This window comes from Polycladidibacter hongkongensis (assembly GCF_001561995.1).
In the GTDB taxonomy this organism is placed as follows: Bacteria; Pseudomonadota; Alphaproteobacteria; order Rhizobiales; family Stappiaceae; genus Pseudovibrio; species Pseudovibrio hongkongensis.
The window spans coordinates 645,222-665,213 of the sequence record NZ_LLWC01000022.1; the positions used below are offsets into that span (position 1 = coordinate 645,222).

At 51.5% G+C, this 19,992-nt stretch carries 13 protein-coding genes and 1 tRNA gene; 9 read left to right on the forward strand and 5 right to left on the reverse strand.

Annotation, left to right across the window (positions count from 1 at the left end; all coding sequences use genetic code 11):
• Positions 1 to 122 precede the first annotated feature (122 nt).
• Positions 123 to 782 (reverse strand): flagellar hook assembly protein FlgD, encoded by a 660-nt coding sequence (locus tag AYK82_RS11090; RefSeq protein WP_068315362.1) that lies wholly within the window; start codon positions 780 to 782, stop codon positions 123 to 125.
• 25 nt (positions 783 to 807) lie between these two features.
• Positions 808 to 3,021 carry a flagellar hook-length control protein FliK gene (locus tag AYK82_RS11095; protein WP_172795228.1) on the reverse strand — a complete coding sequence of 738 codons (2,214 nt, stop codon included), beginning with the start codon at positions 3,019 to 3,021 and terminating at the stop codon, positions 808 to 810.
• 402 nt (positions 3,022 to 3,423) lie between these two features.
• On the opposite strand from AYK82_RS11095, the gene mnmA reads away from it, so the two are divergent.
• The 6 genes from mnmA to AYK82_RS11125 all read left to right on the forward strand — a co-directional run bounded on the left by mnmA (position 3,424) and on the right by AYK82_RS11125 (position 13,105).
• Positions 3,424 to 4,629, forward strand: coding sequence for a tRNA 2-thiouridine(34) synthase MnmA (gene mnmA, locus AYK82_RS11100; protein WP_082733891.1), 1,206 nt, complete (start codon positions 3,424 to 3,426; stop codon positions 4,627 to 4,629).
• Between the two features lie 200 nt (positions 4,630 to 4,829).
• Positions 4,830 to 4,906: transfer RNA gene (locus tag AYK82_RS11105), tRNA-Met, on the forward strand.
• A gap of 271 nt (positions 4,907 to 5,177) precedes the next feature.
• Entirely contained in the window at positions 5,178 to 5,747 is a 570-nt protein-coding gene (locus tag AYK82_RS11110; RefSeq protein ID WP_068315366.1) for a helix-turn-helix domain-containing protein, read from the forward strand.
• 246 nt (positions 5,748 to 5,993) lie between these two features.
• Positions 5,994 to 9,902: a VCBS domain-containing protein gene (locus AYK82_RS11115; protein ID WP_068315368.1), complete on the forward strand. Its 3,909-nt coding sequence runs from the start codon at positions 5,994 to 5,996 to the stop codon at positions 9,900 to 9,902.
• 103 nt (positions 9,903 to 10,005) lie between these two features.
• Positions 10,006 to 11,796 carry a type I secretion system permease/ATPase gene (locus AYK82_RS11120; RefSeq protein ID WP_068315370.1) on the forward strand — a complete coding sequence of 597 codons (1,791 nt, stop codon included), beginning with the start codon at positions 10,006 to 10,008 and terminating at the stop codon, positions 11,794 to 11,796.
• The gene (locus tag AYK82_RS11125; RefSeq protein ID WP_068315372.1) at positions 11,789 to 13,105 is read left to right on the forward strand and encodes an HlyD family type I secretion periplasmic adaptor subunit; all 1,317 of its coding nucleotides are present in this window, start codon (positions 11,789 to 11,791) and stop codon (positions 13,103 to 13,105) included. Before AYK82_RS11120 ends, AYK82_RS11125 begins: the two co-directional genes overlap by 8 nt.
• 141 nt (positions 13,106 to 13,246) lie before the next feature.
• On the opposite strand, the gene dpaL is transcribed toward AYK82_RS11125, so the two are convergent.
• The 3 genes from dpaL to AYK82_RS11140 all read right to left on the reverse strand — a co-directional run bounded on the left by dpaL (position 13,247) and on the right by AYK82_RS11140 (position 15,605).
• A complete protein-coding gene (gene dpaL / locus AYK82_RS11130) occupies positions 13,247 to 14,428 on the reverse strand; it encodes a diaminopropionate ammonia-lyase (protein ID WP_068315375.1) in 1,182 nt (393 codons plus the stop codon).
• Between the two features lie 89 nt (positions 14,429 to 14,517).
• Positions 14,518 to 14,904 carry a RidA family protein gene (locus AYK82_RS11135; RefSeq protein ID WP_068315378.1) on the reverse strand — a complete coding sequence of 129 codons (387 nt, stop codon included), beginning with the start codon at positions 14,902 to 14,904 and terminating at the stop codon, positions 14,518 to 14,520.
• On the reverse strand, positions 14,901 to 15,605 hold the full coding sequence (locus AYK82_RS11140) for a helix-turn-helix transcriptional regulator (protein ID WP_068315380.1): 705 nt from the start codon (positions 15,603 to 15,605) through the stop codon (positions 14,901 to 14,903). The genes AYK82_RS11135 and AYK82_RS11140 overlap by 4 nt, the downstream gene beginning before the upstream one ends.
• A 337-nt stretch (positions 15,606 to 15,942) precedes the next feature.
• Here AYK82_RS11140 and AYK82_RS11145 point away from each other — a divergent pair, with 337 nt between their 5' ends.
• The 3 genes from AYK82_RS11145 (at position 15,943) to AYK82_RS11155 (ending at position 19,967) form a co-directional block, all read left to right on the forward strand.
• On the forward strand, positions 15,943 to 17,109 hold the full coding sequence (locus tag AYK82_RS11145) for a M24 family metallopeptidase (RefSeq protein WP_068315383.1): 1,167 nt from the start codon (positions 15,943 to 15,945) through the stop codon (positions 17,107 to 17,109).
• Between the two features lie 75 nt (positions 17,110 to 17,184).
• Positions 17,185 to 18,714, forward strand: coding sequence for a BCCT family transporter (locus tag AYK82_RS11150; protein WP_208976462.1), 1,530 nt, complete (start codon positions 17,185 to 17,187; stop codon positions 18,712 to 18,714).
• Between the two features lie 98 nt (positions 18,715 to 18,812).
• Complete coding sequence (locus tag AYK82_RS11155; protein ID WP_068315386.1) at positions 18,813 to 19,967, forward strand: M20 aminoacylase family protein; 1,155 nt, start codon at positions 18,813 to 18,815, stop codon at positions 19,965 to 19,967.
• Positions 19,968 to 19,992: the final 25 nt, after the last annotated feature.

A 19,992-nucleotide genomic window follows, 5' to 3' on the forward strand; every position in this document is an offset into this window, starting at 1 on the left:
CTCACACAAACCATGACCAAGCTTGAGTGTGAGACTAGGACAACTCACTTAAAAATTAACTAAGCCGCCTTAAACAATTCAGTAAGATTCATTACTGAAATGCACTGGGTAAGTTAACCAAATTAGGTCGTTTTAACGCTGATTAAATTGCCAATTGGCACATCTACGCCATTCACTTTCAACGTGACTGACCCCGTCGAAAAGTCAACCATCTCCACAAGTCCGCTCACTTCTGTAGGCACTGAAACACTCTGTCCATCCGCTCTTTCATGCGAAATTTTGATGCTGTAGTCGCCTTCTGGCGCTAGCGCGCCGCTGGTTTGCAAGCCATCCCAAACAAAGGTTTTCCGCCCTTTTTCCAAGTTTATATCCCGAGTTGCAACAACCTGACCGGCGCTGTTGCTAATCTCAATCTTGCCAGCACCGCTTACTGGGGAGTCGTAGCTCCAGCTTGCTTCGCCATTTGCTAACTTGGTTTTATCACCAGCCGCCGTAACTTCTTTACCAATGTAATTAACGAATTGACTCGCATTTTGCGTCTTCACCTGCTCAAGCAAACTGCCCAAATTTTTATTTGAGGCAATTTGTTGCTCAACCATTGTGAATTGCACCAGCTGGTTGGTGAACTGAGTCGCATCCATCGGCTTGAGCGGGTCCTGATTCTGCGCCTGAGTCGTCAGCATCTTGATAAACAGGTCAAAGCTATTGTTAATTTTCGTGGTCGTTGCAGCAGTAGTTGTCGCGCTTGCCCCTGTACCTGCAACATCAGAAATGGTCGCCATATCAGCCTCTAACCTTCAATTCCTATTAAACCAACCGGTTCAGCTGGCCGCGCCCGGGCGCATCATACCTATCTGCAACAACACCGGCTTGCAGCTGCCCCGCATCCTCGCGGTAAGCTTCTGACACGCGGTTTGATTGGCGCACAACCTGTGGCTCGTTATCCTGCCCTTGTCCGCCTTGCTGTTGCCCCATCGAAAACTGTAGATCAGTCTTAGCGCCGTCGTAGCCAGCCTCTGCCAGCGCTTTTTCCAAGCCGCGTTGGTCGCGCAGGAACATGTCCATTGTTTCCGCACGCTCGACAACCAAATGCGCCCGAACGCGCCCATCCTGCCCGAAATCGAGCGAAACTTTCACTTTGCCCAGCTCTGGAGGATCCAACCGAATATCAAACTTGGAGCTGCGCCCCTCTATTTTCTGCGAAAGAGAAGACCACAAGCTCTGCGCCGCCTTTTGCATAGAAGGCGCGGCTTGTCCGGGCAACGCAGTCTGTCCAGCTGGGGCACGACGCTCCGCAACCTGCGCCCCTCCCGATGACACCTTATCGGCCTCAATATCCTCTAGTGGCAGTTCAGCCAAATCAAGCTCTGCGATGGGCGCGGTGACTTGCTTCACATTGGCTTTTTCGATCGCGATTGCCTCAGGCGCCGCAACTCTTGCCTGCGCGCCAAGTCCTTTCTCCGGCTTCACTGCACCCTTGCCCAGCATAGCTGCAAAGCGCGGTGCCTCAGCGCTGTCCAAATCCGCGACCTCCCCCCCCATAAGATCATCATGAAACTCGGATGGTGTAGGATCGATCTGGGTCATTGGCGTGGCACCCTGCCCACCTCTTGGATCTGTCACCGCAGGCTCCGCAACAACTTGTGCGGCACTTGCACCCCGCGTAACGCCAAAAACCTGCTTCTCCACCGGTGCTGTGGGCGCACTTGGAACTTCTGTTGCTTTTCGGCCCGTCTCTACCTGTGCTGCTTTCACGACGCCCTCGTGAGCTGCCGGCATCACGCCAGTTGTTCTCACGTTACGAAGTAATTCCTGCTTCTGTCCCTCCAGCGGCCTAAGGCCAGCCTCTATCACTACGGTTTTGCCATCCGCCAACCCATCCAACGTGGCGCCTGATCGGGTGGAAACTGCCGCGGCACCAGAGCGTAAGGGAGCTTTGCCTGCCTCTATCTCCAGTGTCAACGCGTCACTTCCTTGCACCCTTTGCGAAACCGCCATATGTCGAGCAGATACGCCCTCCTGTGGCAGCAGCGCAGGAGTTCGCGCAGCAACATCAGTCGCAGGCTTTACGCTAGACAGGCGGTCCGCATTGGCTACCAATCCCTCCACCGCATGGGAGCCTCCCTGCAACGCCAGATGTGCGCGCGCCTGCTTAAGCACTGCGACATCAGGCTTAGCAAATGTCGCTTGCGGTTGCCCTTCCCCCTTACCTAAGAGGGGCTGCGCCAAAGGTGTTTGACGCGGCGCTGTATCCTGCACTTGGTCCACACCATCAAGTTGCACATCCCATCCATGTCCAAAACGCAGTATTGGGGTATGCTTAAACTCCGCCGCAACTTCGCCCTGCTGGATCAGCGGCGAGAGCGGACCCGCCATCAGCGCAGCAGTTGACGCTTGGGCTGCAACCACGCCAGTCCCCCGGACGGTTTTAGCAACCATTGGCGCAGCTAGTTTTTCCGATTGAACGGGCTCCTTGCCATCGTCCCCCGTCGCTTGAGGTAGCTGCAACTCACCGAAGCGCACAGGTGAGGCAAGTGGGGATAACGGCGCAAATACACTCGCGTCCTCATGCAGTAGCCCCACAACAAGGCCATCTCCCAACTCCGCCGACAATGGAGCGCGACGAAGTGCTTTATCCGCTTCACTTTTTATAGGTTTAACGTCTTCAAGGCCATTAGCCACACCATTTGCAGCTTCTTGCCGCACATCCAGAGACTGCTCTTCCAATGCAGCATTAGGTTCCATGAAAGCAGGCTGCTCCTGAGATAAATGCGTCGCAACCTCAAGAAGCCCATCGGTTTGCACCAACCCAACAGGCATGGCCAGAACCCCGGAAGCACTAAAATGCCCATCCACATGCAGCGACGTCTGCGCGCTAGGTTCCTTTAAATGCGCCGCCTCTCCACCAGCAACGGCAGCAGTTTGCGCGCCCAACAGGACTTCGAACACCCCAGAGGCTGCGCTAGCACTCTCTGCCCCTGCAAGAGCAACACCCTCTAGCAAGGCACTTGAGCTATTCATCAAAGCTGATTGGGCAATGTGCGCCATTAATAAAGAATCCGGATCATAGCAGGTCAACAAGTCGGGCCAAACGCTGCGCGCAAAGACCCGCACAGCCCAAAGCAAGTTTCGCGCCAACGACGCAAATCGCTAAAACCGGGGTTTCTCACGCCCGTTTCTAGACAATTGCAACGCGACAGCAGGCACTTTTAGCCTATCAGGCGGCAAAAAGTACCCGTCTCCACATACTCCCCCTAAAACCGTTGGCCTCCCCCGTGATTTTCTGTATAGTCCGGCTGAATTTGCAAGAACCCGCAGCTCCATCGCCTGCCATCAATGGCAGAAAGCGGGAAAAAGGGGCCAATGCAGCAGCGCTTGGAAGCAGCCAAAGCCACTGCAGCCCGCCAAAAAGAGGTTCAAACCATGTTGAACAGCCTAGGCTTGCCCGGGCGCCCGGAAGACACCCGTGTGGTTGTGGCCATGTCGGGCGGCGTTGACAGCTCCGTTGTTGCCGGCTTGATGAAGCGCGAAGGCTATGACGTCGTGGGTGTCACGCTACAACTCTACGATCACGGCGAAGCTGTGCAGCGCAAAGGCGCGTGTTGCGCAGGACAAGACATTCACGACGCCCGCCGCGTGGCCGAGAAACTGGACATCCCGCACTATGTGTTGGATTATGAGTCCCGCTTCAAGGAACAGGTAATCGAGCGCTTTGCCGATAGCTATATCAACGGCGAAACGCCAATTCCTTGCGTCACCTGCAACCAGACAGTCAAATTCAAAGACCTGCTGGAAACAGCCAAGGATTTGGGCGCCGACGTGCTGGTAACCGGCCATTATGTGCGCACGAATATGCAAGGCAATCAGATTGCAATGTTCCGTCCGGTAGACCTGGATCGTGACCAAAGCTACTTCCTGTTCGCCACTACGCAAGAGCAACTGGATTTCCTGCGCTTCCCGCTTGGTGGCATGACCAAACCGGAAGTGCGCGCGCTCGCCCATGAGTTTGGCCTTGAAATTGCGGACAAGCACGACAGTCAGGATATCTGCTTCGTCCCGCAAGGGCGCTATACCGATATCATCGCCAAGTTGCGTCCCCACGCCGCAGAACCGGGCGACATCGTGCATGTCGACGGGCGCATTCTTGGCACCCATAAAGGGATCATACACTACACGATCGGCCAACGGCGCGGCCTTGGCATCGCCTCCGGAGATCCGCTTTATGTTGTGCATCTGGATGCCGATGGCAAGCGAGTCATCGTTGGCCCGAAAGAGGCTCTCGCCACCCACTCCCTGCTTTTGCGCCAAGTAAATTGGATTGGCCCGGGAACACTGGAAGACTTACCGGCGGAAGGCAAAACAGTGTATGCAAAAGTCCGCTCCACTCGCCCTCCGATCGAGGCTATTCTGCGCCACAATGAAGGCGAAACCACAGTGGAACTGCTTGCAGGCGAAAGCGGTGTTGCCCCAGGGCAGGCCTGTGTGTTTTTCGATCAAGATGGCCAAGAAGCCCAAGTACTTGGCGGTGGTTGGATCCAGCGCGCAGAAAAAGACCAGCAAGCAGAAGCTGCATTAAAAGCGCTTCTGGGCAAAAGCTGGGAAGCAGCTGGGCTCGACAAATCTGCATAAAAAACGCCCTAGGCTTTGCCGAAAAAAGCCTAGGGTTGAACGCACCAAGACGTTTACTAATGCTTTGATTTAGGGCGATTTTTCACAGGCTGTGCAGTTTCCACAAAATCTGCGAAATCCGTGCTTGACGATAAAGCGCAATCTCCTTATACACCCCTCACAGCGCAGCGATAACACATCGCAAACATAGCGCACCGGATGGCGGGGTAGCTCAGTTGGTTAGAGCAGCGGAATCATAATCCGCGTGTCGGGGGTTCAAGTCCCTCCCTCGCTACCATCCCTTTCCTAAGATTTGCGAGTACCATATCACAGTACATTCAGCACTATTTATAGTGAAAATGCTGACACACTTGTGATATGAAATTATTACACTCCGCATCTCATAGTATTTATCTAGATAATCCACTACAAATTTCCTTATAATTTTAACAATGTCGAATATTGGCAAGAATCTCCTTAAAATAGCAGGGGAGATTTGAGAATAGTATTAATGTAAAACATTCTTGTTACTATCTACTCAATAATGATTAGCACTGACAGGGGGTGTTATGCCAGCAATTGCAGATACTATATCTGGAAGAACAGCAGGCATAATTGTATTTTCTAGTGATGAGGTTCTCTACAAGAACACCAAAGCGGAGAAACTGTTAAGCAAAGGCATTTTGCGCGTGGGCCGAGATGGAATATCCTGCAAAGACCCCGATGCCAATTCCTGCTTGAGGCTTGCGCAACAAAGCAATCAGGCTCAAAACTGCCAACCGATACTTTTACAAAATCAAAATGATGGGCGGCAGTTTTTACTAAAAATCATCGCCCCAATAAATACAGCGGGCGAAAGCAAGCAAGCCTGTAGCGCCATTATTGTCGAAATCGGCGAAGAAGAAGAGATCGACGATGAAGATGTGATGCAGTTCGGACGCCTATTTCAACTTACAAAATCTGAAACTCTGGTCCTGTCAGCTGTACTCAGACTGATGCCCCTGAAGCAATATGCTGAACAACAAGGTATCCAGCTGGACACCGCACATAAACAACTAAAACAAGTTATGCAAAAATTGTGCGTCAACAATCAAAAATCTATATTTCGCAAGTTTGAAAGGTACAGATTCATTTCATAGCACATATAATCAGATAATAAATTAAGTAATCATCACAATTTACCTAATCACTATTATAGATCTAGAAATATATACATATACATTTGCCAACACACCCTAGATTAATTAGATATTTACTCCCTATATGGGGAATGTCTTTCCCACTGATCTTTACTAATCTGCGCAAGCACAGCAGCAAGGCGCGTATTGCACTCCAACACGCCTAGCCAACCTCCCAAGCGAGCAACGATTTACTAAGGATCTATCATGTCTAAGACTGTTAATTTGGACGCGTTTCTTGAATCCATCGCCAAGCGTTTGAAAGCTATCGAAGATGCACCGAGCGTGAACCTTTCTGACGTCTCTGGGCTTAACCTTGATGACCCGAGCGCCAATACGGGTGTCTTCACGCCTAACGCTGATCTGGACATTTTAATAGCAGGGTCGGACAATACCGACTCCTTGGAAGGTACCGATGGCGCGAACATTATCATTGCGAAAAAAGGCAATGATACTTTGATTGGAAAAGGGGGCATAGACCTGCTGCTAGGTGGTGAGGGTATCGACACCGCCGATTATAGCTACCTTACAGGCACTCAAGGGGTTTTTGTTGATCTCGCCTTCAACTTTTCGGTGGCCGGAACCGGAGATATCGACCTTCTAAAATCTATTGAAAACGCCATCGGCTCTCAAAACGCAGATGTTCTAATGGGTAACGGGCTCAACAACGTACTGTTGGGCAATGGTGGCAATGACTATATTGATGGGCGCGGCGGATCCCACGATGTAGTCCAGCTATTTGGCAGCGCAGAAGACTACACATTTACAGCGACAACAATTGCAGGCAAACCGGCCTATACGATCTCCAGAGAAGTCGAACGCGACGGCACCCCTACGACCGAAACCACCACCATCGTCAACATCGAGTATGCCCAGTTTGAAGATGGTACCAGTAATGGCGTTAAACTACTGGACCTCTCAAGTTCCCTAATCGCCAGAGATGACCTCTACGAGGGCGTAGGTGAAGACGACACCTTCAACTTTAACGTTTTAGACAATGACGAAAAAATAGGCGACGTAAACTCCAAGGCGGTGATTACATCGCTCGCTTTTGGCGACACAAGTGGACAAGATCAAGACGGGGTGTTTGTTGTCTCCGGGGATTACGGAACCGTCAACATCAACAAATACAATGGTGCCGCCAACTTTATTGGCAATGACAAGGCAGATACTCTAGCTGCTGGAGAGGTGCGCGAGGAAACCTATACCTACACCACACTTGGGGGCGATACAGCCACCATCACCATTCAAATTGCAGGGATGAATGATAAACCAGTTATCAGCGCATCAAGCTCTGCGCAGATAACGGAGGCAGATGGCGACAACGTCGTAGCCACCGAGTTTAACTTGGATGTGAATGATGTCGATCATAACTCTCAGGTTGTCGCGGTTCGCGCAGAAAGCGATGCCGTACTTAAAGGCGATTCCAACGGCCTGAGCGAACAGCAGCTTGATACCCTTAAAGCCGGTTCGAATATCAAGGTGGTGGATGGAAACTATCAGTATTCGGCTGGCTCTCTCAATCTTGATAGTATGGCACTAGGGCAAGTGCTCACCCTGACCTATCAGGTCGCCGTGCAGGATGAACAAGGAGCTTGGTCTGACCCTCGAGAACTTACCATAACAATTTCAGGGCAGAACGATGCGCCAAGCATAACCTCATCTACCAATGCGACGATGAGCGAGGGGGATGGAGAATTCGCTGTAAAAACCGAGTTCTCTCTCACCGTCACGGACGTGGATGCAGGGGCAACGGTTGCAGCAATTATCACTGCGAACGGTGAGATAAAGGGCAACACCGACATTTTAACCGCAGATCAAATCGCTCAACTTACCGCAGCAAAGAACATTAAACTTGTTGACGGCAAGTATGTTTACGATGCTGGGTTAATGGATCTAGATGCGCTGCCTGACGGCAAAGACCTCGTCGTAACCTATTCTATTAAGGTGCAAGACAAGCACGGCGCAACCTCTGAAGAAGTTCCGATCTCAATCACGATTACCGGCAGCAATGATAGCCCTGTTTTGTACGGTCCTGCGCCTGGACTTCTCACCATCCAGGAGCGCGATGCGGACACTCCCAACTCTGACTCTCTGGTCGCTGATGGAAGTGTAAAGGTATTTGACCCCGATACTGAAGTGTCTTCACTCTCTGTCAGTTTCTCAGATGACGTCACGGTTAAGACAAGCCATCCAAACCTAACAATCCCTGCCATGGAAGTTACCGCGGGTGTCATTCCGAACGGCTCTATCAACAAAGGGAAGGTTTTCTACAGCTTCGAGATAAACGATACAGCTAAACTGGATCATTTAGGCGCTGGAGAAACGATCACCGCCACATACACAATGGTGATTTCTGATGGCGTAGACGGTAGCGAGCCGCTGCAGGTGCCTGTCACCCTGACGATTGAAGGCGCGAACGACCGCCCTATCGCCACCGCAATGGTTCATGATGAGCCGTTAACTGAAGACGGTACAGATCTGGAGCTAAACGCAAGTGGGGATGTCTTAACGGACGCACTTGTAAGCGATGCCGATATCAACGATTTGCACAGCGTTAGCAAAGTGGGTGTCGAAGGGAGCCCCCTATTTGATGTAGGTGCAGAAACGACGGTTGAAGGTAAATACGGCGTACTGACCATAAAATCGGACGGCAGCTACAGCTATCGCCTCTTTACTGCCGACGATAATGCCGGTGGCGAGAGCAAGAATGAGGCGTTGCAGGCCCTGAAGGCTGATGATCAGCAGTGGGATGTATTTGAATTTGTCGTACAAGATGACAGCGGAGACGCAGAGACAAGTAGTGCGGCTAAGCAGAAGCTGACCTTCGAAATCATTGGCACAAACGACGCCCCGATCGCCAAAGACGTAAGCGACACAACAATACTTGAAGAGGACAGTGTTGATAACACTATTGCAGCGGTTTCGGATCCTGATGCAGGCTTGCTGAAAGATGTTGTTGATGTCGATAGCGATCCTGCGGATATTAAAGTCACCAAAATCAGCAATGGATCAAGCACGAAGACTTTGTCTTCTACAGGCGATCAACAAGCTTCTGCAACACTCCTGGGCACCTTTGGTACTCTGATCGTCTATGCCGACGGCACCTACAAATACGAGCTTGCATCGGCAAACTCGCTCGATAGCGATCAGGCAAAAGCACTCAACGCATTGCGAGAGGGGCAAGAAGCCGAGGAAACATTCAGCTTTACAGTCAGTGACGGTATTGATGACGGGCTACCAAAACAGCTCAGCTTCAACATAACTGGTACCAACGATGCGCCGGTTTTGATCGGTGCCAATACTGCCTTCTCTGAAGATGACGGCACAACAACGCTAACGGGCATAATAGCGATCGAAGACGCTGATGCTGGAGACACCCATTCGATTGCGCGTGTGCAACCTGTTGGAATCGAAGGCTTTGGGTTTCCTGTCGGCGGGCTGTCAGCAAATGTGAACGACGCTGGAGATCTAGAGTGGATTTACACCGCAAATAATGACCACCCCACCATCCAAGGCCTTGCAGACGGTGAAATCCGCTTCGAGCAGTTCGAAGTCACTATTGACGATGACACTGCCCAAGTAACAACAACAGTTACGATTACAATAACCGGGCAAAACGATGCACCAACCTTTGCACCTCAGACCGAACCTGTCACGCTCACAGACACAGATACAATCGGCAATACCATAAACGTTCTGGGCGAAGATGGCCTAAATGCAGATGATATTGACGGCGATAATCTGAGTGTCGATTTGGACACTGTGAGCGGTGCGCTTACGCTAAAACTGGGAGGGGAAGACATTGTCCTACCACTTGAGCTGCTAACCGAACTAGAATTGGTAACCTTGCAGCAAGACGGTGAGCTCTCGCTGAATGACAACTTCGCTCAGGCGCTGGAGGCTATGCTGGATGAAGGCAATGCGGCCGACCTGAATGTCAATTTCGACATCACTGACGGATTAGCGCCCGTCAATGCAGATTTTGACGTACATGTCGACGGCTCCGGCGAAGCGCAACTGGATGCAACTCCCCCGTATGGCACAATTGTTGACGGAGAAATGATCGTGCCCGATTTCTTGCTTCCAACACAAGATGACGGCTCCGCTGGCTAACGCGATCTGGCTTCTTATCCTGTGGTTGAGGGGAACGCCTCGTTGCCCTCAACCACAGTCGTTTTAACAATGATAACAAGTCTTGATTAGCTATGAGGCACGTATGCGTAGTATTGATGAGACAGAGGCACATTATCCTGCAGTAAAAGTCTATCGCTCATCGTTCTCCGGCTTCTTTGCTGTTGGTTTCTTTTCAATTTTTGTGAATCTGGGGACTTTGGTGTCGCCGATTTACATGCAACAAATTTTTGATCGTGTGTTGCAAAGCAGCCACCTCGAGACCCTAGTTTTTTTAACAGTAATCGTATTCTTCTTTCTGGCAATAATCGCGATTTTAGACGCCATCCGAGGATCGATCCTCGCAAGTGTAGCAAGATGGTGGGATGAAAGTGTGCACGCGGATTTGTTGGCTGCCATTGTCCAGCACTCGCGCGCCAAAGGATCATCACACGCTCACGCGGTCAATGATTTAGCCACAATTCGCCAGTTTGTTGGCAGCCCAAGCGTGCTCCCTTTTTTTGATGGGCCGTGGATGCCGCTGTTCATGCTTGCCGTCACGCTAATCCATCCTTGGCTTGGCCTTGTTGCCGTTGGAGCGGCAGTATTGTTGCTTCTGCTCGCTGGCATAAATGACAGAATTACGCGCCATAAGATGAAAGGCCTTGCAGAGCATCGAAGCAGGGCACAATCAACTGTAGATGTGGCGGCGCGCCATAGTGAAAGCGTCTATAGCATGGGCATGTTACCCGGAGTCCTTACCAGATTTAGGGAAGATAACAGCAAGGTCGCTCAAGCGATGTACGATGTTGCTTCAAGCTCGGCGAAAATTGGCGCTCTTACAAAGTTTGTAAGGTTTTCGGCCCAAATCTCCATTTTAGGTCTGGGCGCATATTTGGCTACCAACGGCCAGATCTCCGCTGGAAGCATGATCGCAGCCTCCATAATCATGGGCCGCGCTCTCGCTCCTGCCGAACAAGCGTTGGGAGCTTGGCGCAGCCTTGTCGGGGCCATGCAGGCACACAATAGAATTACCAATCTCCTGCGCATGGCTCCCGTCGCTCCCCCGAGAATTCAGCAACCCAAAGTACATGGTAAATTGGATTTGAAGAGCGCTAGCTACGCCTTGCCGGGTCGTGAAAGGCCTATATTACGAGCATTGGATTTGCAAATAGAGGCTGGCACTTTGATTGGACTAGTTGGCCCCTCGGGGAGCGGAAAATCGACATTATGCCGCCTCCTCATTGGCGCTTTGGAGCCAACATCAGGATCCGTGCGACTAGACGGCGTTGCAATGAAGAATTGGTCACAACAACAACTCGGTCAGAATGTTGGCTATCTGGCGCAATCCGTGGAATTGATGGAAGGGAGCATACGGGAAAACATAGCCCGGTTAAGCGAGCCTGATGACACAGCCGTGATACAAGCGGCCCGCCTCGCCGGGTGCCATGAATTGATAAACAGCTTGCCAGAAGGCTATGAAACCCAGATCGGCATTGGACGCAGCACACTCTCAGGTGGCCAAGCGCAGCGCATTGGATTTGCCCGTGCCATATACAAGCTGCCAAAACTGATCGTACTCGACGAGCCAAATGCAAATTTAGATGCAGAAGGCGAGAATGCGCTTCAAGATTGCATTTTCAAACTGAGATCTTTGGGATCAACCGTAATCGTTGTCAGCCATCGCCCTGCTGCGCTAGCAAAAGCCGATTTAATTGTCACTCTAGGGATGGGGCAAATACTGCAAAAACAAAGTGGCGAAGAATATCTGCGAAGAACCATTCGCCCGGTTGGCGATGCATTGAAAAAGCTGGGAAAGCTCAAGCCATCAACCACAAGCGCAAACGAGAAATCTGCAGCGGCACCCCGGAGTTGGCACGGAGGGGCAAATGGCTAACGATTTGGCTCGCAATTTGCGGCTCAGCATTCGCAAAAACTGGTTCCTCGGCTTTCTAATAATCACCATTTGTTTTGGTGGGTTCGGGATATGGGCAAGCCTCAGCAACATATCTTCAGCCGCAATTGCGAGCGGTCAAGTCAGCCCTGATGGCAGCCTGCGGACGATCCAGCATTTAGAGGGCGGTATTGTCCGCCAATTGCAAGTGCGTGAGGGAGATCTTGTAGCAGAAGGTCAACCGTTGGTTTTGCTTGATAAGGCCCTCGCCGAAGCAAACTATCAATCAACACGGCGGAAAATTCAGCGGCTCCGTGTCGTGCGTGAGCGCTTGCTGGCGCAAGAGGCGGGCAAGAAAGATCTCAAGATACCCTCCTTAGAGAAGGGAGTAGACGACAGGAGTTATCAGCAGTTTGTGCGCAATGAAAAGGTCAAATTCCTCGTTAAAAACAAACTAATAAGTGAGCAGCAAGCTGTGTACGACCTACAGCAACAACAGGTCAAAAGCGAAATCTCTAGCCTGCGCGCCCAGATCCGCGGCATGGAGGAGCAGCTTAGCTTTGTCGCGAAAGAGCTGCTGGCAAAAAAAATGCTAGTTCAACGTGGTCTCTCGCGCAAACCCGAAATGTTTGCGCTGGAACGCAAGCGCGCTGAACTCAGCTCCGAAATATCAGCCCTCGATTCAACGATCGCACGCGCAGGGCAAAAAATTGAAGAAATCAAGTTGGCAAAAATCTCTCTCCGTTCTGAAGCGCTTGAAGAGATCACCGAAGAACTAACAAAAGTTAACTCAGAGATCGCTCAACTGGAAGAGGCGCTGACAGCGACGAATGATGTATTGTCTCGAACTCTTATTAGCTCACCAATTGACGGGCGAGTATTAAAACTAAACAACAAGACTATTGGCGGGGTAGTACGCCCCGGAGAGCCGATCATGACAATTGTGCCTGCGAATGAGGAGTTACTGATCGATTCACGGTTGCGGCTCTCCGATATTGATAATGTCCGTGTTGGCATGAGAGCCAAGATACAGATTACATCCTTTATGGCGCGCCATATGGTTCCGCTAGATGGAGAAGTTATACAGATCGGCGCGGATGCAGAAAGTGACCCAGACACAGGGGAACGCTTTTACAACCTGCGTGTGAGGGTCGATGACATGCGCGTCGCGACGCTTAATGATGGCGTAAAGCTATTACCTGGCATGCCGGCAGAAGTTTTCGTGCAGACTGGGCGCCATACCCCGCTTCGTTATTTGCTTGACCCGCTAAGGCAATCATTTCGCCGAGCGTTCCGCGAAGATACAACATGATTTGTTGATGACCTGTCATTTCTACGGACATCACACCAATCCGGTTGAAACAACAAAGGCGCAGCTGCATTGGCAGCTGCGCCTCTCATATCTTAAACCAGACGCTCAACAATCACAGGCCGCACACCGCAGCGCCGTCGCCTAAAGAGCATGCAGTCCTTCCCACACGATTTGTTGATAACGCGCACCGCTGGTGTCACCTTCAGTACTAAAGATCAGCACAACTGAACCCGCGTTGAGCCCGACATCCTTCGCCACTTTTGCATAAGCCTCATCAGATTGGAGCAAGTACAACAAACCAGCACCGATTGCACCAGACTCACCACTAATCACCTGTACATCACCCCGTAATGGACAGCCCAACATGCGCATACCCGTAGCCGCAACCTTATCTTCCACCGAGAAGAACCAATCGCTGTTATCACGCAGCGTTGGCCATGTCACGGGGTTCGGTTCACCGCATGCTAGCCCTGCCATAATCGAGCTAATATCCCCCTCCACCACAGTCATCTTGCCCTCATCTGAAGTTCCGGAGCGATAGATGCACTCCGCTGCTCTTGGCTCGGCGATCAGGGTCTTGAACGTACCAACACCAAGTGCATCAACAAGGTAACCAAGTACCCCGCCAGCCATTGCGCCCACACCGGCCTGCAAAATCACATGAGTTGGTTTTGGCAAGTCCGCATCAGCAATTTGCTGCACTGTTTCCGCAGCCATAGTCATATAGCCCTGAGAAATCCATGTGGGAATTTCCTCATACCCTTCCCAGGCAGTGTCTTGCACCAAGTCCCAGCCGTTTGCCTGCGCGGTCTCATTGGCAATACGCACGGTATCGTCGTAGTTCACATCGGTTACGATACATTCTGCACCAAGTCCACGAACCCTCTTCACACTTGCCTGTGGTGAGCCCTTGGGCATGTAAACAACTGCCTTTTGCCCCATTTCTCTTGCGGCCCATGCCACCCCGGTGCCGTGGTTGCCAGCAGTTGCGGTTGTAAAGACCATAGGCTCTGGCAGCTTACTCGCGACCGTTTTTAGATCGATCTCACTAAGCGGCACACCCAGCTTTTTCGCTAGCAGGCAACCAAGTGCGAAAGAACCGCCAAGCACTTTGAACGCATTAAGCCCAAAACGATAGGACTCGTCCTTAACAAGGACCTTTTTTACTCCTAGCTTCTTTGCCAGAACCTCAAGCGAAACAAGTGGTGTTTGGGCATAGCCCTCGATTTTTCTGTGAAATGCCAGCGCGGACTGAGCCATCTCAGCATTAAACAAGGCGCTACCTTGCCCGCTATACCAGCGGTTTTGACAGGACTTAAGCATAACAGTGATCCGTTTTTTGGGCAGGTTGCGCGACCCACCTGCCCTTAGGGGATCGGGCGAGTAAACCTAAGCAGGCCGCGCAAGAAGTCTTAACCTTTGATGTAAGCGATCGCTTCAACTTCTACCAAAGCATCCTTTGGCAAACGACCTGCCTGAATGCAGGAGCGCGCTGGCGCAGCATCGGTACCAAAGACCTCGGTATACACTTCATTGAATGCAGCAAAGTCTTCCATATTTCCCAGAAAGCAAGTGGTCTTGATTACACTATCAATACCCGCACCGGCCTCTTCCAGAACAGCTTTCAGATTAGCCAGAGATTGCACGGCCTGTTCTTTAATTCCGCCCTCTGGAAACGCCATGGTCTCTGGGACGAGTGGCAACTGGCCAGAAGTAAACACAAGCCGATCAAAAATCATGCCCTGAGAATATGGCCCGATTGCAGCTGGGGCTTGCGCAGTGTCGATTACTTTTTTCATTGGTTTTCTCCAGTTTTTTGGTGTGCTTTAAACTCGCGTATGTATTTGTAAATCGCATGGCGAGTAATCCCGAGATGCTCCGCAACAAGCAGCGTCGCCTCTTTGAATTCAAAAATCCCGCGCTCATACAGCAAGCGGGTAATTTCTTTGTTTCTGGTTTTCTGGGAGACAGCCGGATTAGCCTCCGCATCCTGCACGGCAAGTGCGAGCGCTTGATCGATAACATCGCTCACATTCGCGCTAAATGTCTCGTTTGTAGCCTCGCTAGGGCGCAACTGCTGCGGCGCAATAAACGTTTGAACAATCTCTGAAAACGGCGCCGACAGGTTGATGTTAACGCAAAGCATCCCGATTGCCCGCCCGTTTTCTCCAAGCAAGATCGTGGTGCTGGATTTCAATTGCCGCCCATCTGCTGTCTTTGTGTAATACGCACTTGGCGTCGTATCGCCACTTTCAAGGTAATCGCGCATCACCTTCAGCCCCAGATCGGTTATCGGCGAGCCAACCGAGCGCCCTGTTAGATGACCATTTGCAATCTTAACAACAGAATTATCAAGACTGGCAAAAGAGTGCACCACCACTTCGCAATGGGGGCCGATCAGGTCCGCAATGGTATCTGCAACATGAAAGTAATTTCGCAAAGCAACATGGTCGCTTTCACTAAGGCTTTTAATTAGCGAGTTAATTGCATGCGCGTTCATAATTCATCACCTTTCGATAACCACATAGGTTACATTAGTGAACCTAACTTACCCAACACTTACCGATTGCATCACTTCACTTCAATAGGAAAGTTACATATATTTCACTTAATATCTGAATAAATGCGCAAAACCATCGCTAGATGTGAACTTTATGGCCAATTTTCCCATAATCAGCTCAAGTGTGTGCGTAGTGCAACATATATAGTGAAATTTATTTGACTTTATAGTCATGGTGCACTTTATTTGACCACAAGGCGCATCGGTGAACATTTTTAAACCATTTAGATTCGCGACGCGCTAAGGAGGCTAACCTCCATCACTTGGGAGAATAATAATGGCAAGTCCTGCAGCACGTGGCTTCACCACTGAAGAATTTGAAAACCGCACCGCTCGCCTACAAGCGCTGATGCGTGAAAAAGAGCTGGACGCAGTGCTCTTCACCACCGAGCCCAACGTTCGCTACTTTAGTGGCTTTTTCACTCAGTTCTGGCATAGTCCAACCCGCCCCTGGTTCCTCATTGTACCTACAAGTGGCAAGCCAATTGCAGTTATTCCGGAAATCGGCGCGACCGGCATGGCCGCGACGTGGGTTGACGACATTCGCACCTGGGCCGCTCCTTGCCCTGAAGACGACGGCATTTCATTGCTGGCCGCAGCACTTGACGAGCTTCCACGAAAGTTTGGTCGCATCGGCGCAACGCTGGGTATTGAGTCCCACCTGCGCATGCCCGTTAACAACTTCCTCCATTTAAGAGAAAAAGTCGCTAGTGAGATAGTGGATATTGCGCTCGAAATACACGATCTGCGCACAGTCAAATCGCCTGCAGAAATCGAAAAGACCCGCGAAATCTGTCGCATAACCAACAACGCGTTCGATCTGATTCCAAACTACGCCAAGACCGGCATGAGCGAACGCGAGATCTGTAAGCAGTTTCGCATCGACATGCTGCGCGAGGGCGCTGACGAATGCCCCTATATCATCGCGGGCTCCGGCCCTGATGGGTACGACAGCATTATTATGGGGCCAACAGATCGCGTTATTGAACACGGCGATTTGCTTATCATCGACACAGGCGCAGTACGTGACGGGTACTTCTCCGATTTTGACCGTAACTGGGCGTTCGGTGATGCCAGTGAGCAAACCAAAGCTGCATACCGCGCCACATATGAAGCCACCACCAAAGGCTTTGAAGCCGCTAAGCCGGGCAATACCACAACCGATATCTACAACGCCATGTGGTCAGTGCTGGAAGAAGCCGGAGCCCTCGGCAACGATGTCGGCCGGATTGGCCACGGCCTTGGCATGGAGCTGACAGAGCGCCCATCCCACACCGCAACCGACAACACCCTGCTGCGTCCAGGCATGGTGCTCACGCTTGAGCCGGGCATGAACTACGCGCCGGGCAAACAGATGGTGCACGAAGAAAACATCGTCATCACAGAAGATGGCGCAGAGTGGCTTACTCGGCGAGCCGCACCAGAACTCATCATCATCAAATAGCTTAAAAAACGACGTAGGCGGAAGGGAGGGACCTCCGCCTACGCTCCATTCGCCATGGTAACTCAGGGGAGAATTATGAGTAACCAAAACAACTCGGCAGGGGCAGTCCCCGAGCTAAAACAAGGCAAAATGCTGTTCACCAGCACCATGGCCTTTATCGTCATCGTCGTGCTTTCCGGGATTATGTTCCCTGAAACGCTTTATGATGTCGGTGTCGGCACCATGAACTACCTGACAGATAAATTCGGCTGGATCTATATGGCAGGCTCTTTTGCCTATGTCATGGTGATGTTCTATTTCGCCTTCAGTAAATACGGCAATATCCGCTTTGGCCCGGATGACGCCAAGCCAGAATTCAGCACCTTCTCTTGGATCGCGATGCTGTTCTCCGCTGGTATGGGCACAGTTATGCTCTACTGGGGTGTGGCAGAACCGGTTTACCACTACATCAACCCGCTAGAAACCACCGGCATCGCCGCGCAAACTCCAGAAGCTGCCGAGTTTGCCATGAAACAGAGCTTCATCCACCAAGGCATTCAGGCTTGGGCTGCGTTCTCTGTCGTGGGTCTCATTCTTGGATACCTGATGTACCGCAAAGGCGAAAGTGGCCTTATCAGTAATATCTTACTGCCTTGGGGCCGTGATAAAGCCAATGGCGGTTGGGGCAAACTTGTAAACCTCATCTGTGTATTTGGTGCAATCGCCGGTATCTCCACCTCGCTTGGCCAAACAGGCCTGTCTTTGTCCATCTCCTCGTCCTACCTTATCGGCACACCTGATGGCGCAATGGCCAAAATTATTCTGGTGGGCTCGATTACGCTAATCACCATCCTTTGCACCACAACAGGTCTGGAAAAGGGCATCAAGCTCCTGTCAGATTACAACGCCTACCTGCTGGTTGGCCTGATTGTTCTGGTTGGCGCACTGGGCCCTACCACCCAGATGATCAACGTCTACTTTGACACCATAGGCAACTACATGAACGACTTCTTCACCGATGCGTTGATGTTGCCTACTTTCGCAGCAGACAAAGAAACCTCTTGGATTGGCGGCTGGCCTATCTACTACTACGCATGGGCCATTGCATGGGCACCCTTTGTTGGTCCGTTCATTGCGCGTGTTTCTAAAGGCCGCACCGTTCGCGAGTTCATCCTTGGCTCCATGATCCTACCTTGCCTTGGCATCTTCCTCTGGGTTGCCTTCTTCGGCACCATCGGGTTGGAAGCAGAGCCTGAAGCCTTGAAAGCCGCTGCCGCCTCTTCAAAAGCTGCAACCTTCATCGTGCTGGAAGGCTTCCCGATGGGCACCTTGATTTCCATCGGTGTTGTGATCGCGCTGTTCACCTGCTTCATCACTTCCATGAACAGCTCGACCTTCACCCTGAGCTCAATGAGTGAAGATGGCTCGTTGAACCCAAGCAACAAACAGAAGATCATGTGGACCATCGCACAAGGCGCAATGGCTCTAACCCTGATGCTGGCAACAAAATCCGGTATCGATCTGCTGCAATCCATCAGCCTGATCTTTGCGCTGCCACTGATGTTCGTCTTGTTCGTTGCGATCATCAGCACGTTCAAAATGTTCCGTCAGGAATTTGATCAATAAGAGCGTTCGGCACAAACTGCCAAACGAGGTACCAATAACCAGAGGGCGGCGCTCCATCGTCGCCCTCTACCTTCTCCATCATTACTTGGGAGCGCGTTATGTACATCGCAGAACAAGTCAAAGCCTGGCGCCACCACATACACAAACACCCCGAGTTCGGCTTTGAAGAACACGAGACCTCGAAATTCGTCGCCGAAAAGCTCGAAGAGTTTGGCCTTGAGGTGCATCGCAATGTTGGTAAAACCGGCGTCGTTGGTATTTTGAAATGCGGCAACAGCCCACGCTCCATTGGCCTTCGCGCCGATATGGATGCGCTGAAAATCGAAGAGCTAAACGACTTCGAACACGCCTCAACCCACAAGGGCCTCATGCATGCCTGCGGTCATGATGGACATACCGCCATGTTGCTTGGTGCCGCCCACGAGCTGGCGCGCACCAAAGATTTTGACGGCACCGTCTACTTCATTTTCCAGCCCGGCGAAGAACACGGCGTCGGCGCCAAGGCCATGATCGAAGATGGCCTGTTTGTCCGCTGGAACATTGATGCCGTTTACGCCATGCACAACCTGCCCGGCGTCCCAGAAGGGCACTTTGTCACCAATCCCGGCCCTATCATGGCCGCCGAAAGCGCATTCGAGATCGAAATTCTTGCCACTGGTGGGCATGCTGCGTTGCCACATATGGGCACCGACCCAATTGTTGTTGGGGCTCAAATCGTCCTTGGCTTGCAAAACATCACCAGCCGGAACCTCAGCTCCATTCACGAACCTGCTGTCATCTCGGTAACAGAATTCAACACCAATGGCACAACCAATGTTATTCCATCATCAGTAACGCTCAAAGGTGACACCCGCTGCTTTACAGACGACGCTTTGCACAAGATCGAAGCCGCCATGGAGCGTGTCGCGGCCGGCATCTGCGCCTCTGCCGGTGTCGAGTGTCGTTACAAGTTCCACAATGGTTTCCTGTCCACCATCAACACGCCGGAAGAGACAGCCGTCGCTGTCAAAGTAGCCAAGGCCCTTGTTGGCGAAGACAAGGTAGATGGGGCAGCACCGCCCTTCACCATTTCAGAGGACTTCTCCTTCATGCAGCGTCAGGCCCCCAGCTGTTACATCCTTATCGGCAATGGCGCAGAGGGTGAAAAGGGCGGCACAGCCCTGCACAAACCTTACTATGACTTCAACGACAACATTCTCCTGACTGGGGTGCACTACTGGCAAAACCTGGTCAAAGAGCAGCTGAAACAATAACCCAAGTTTCCCATATTCAGTTGTT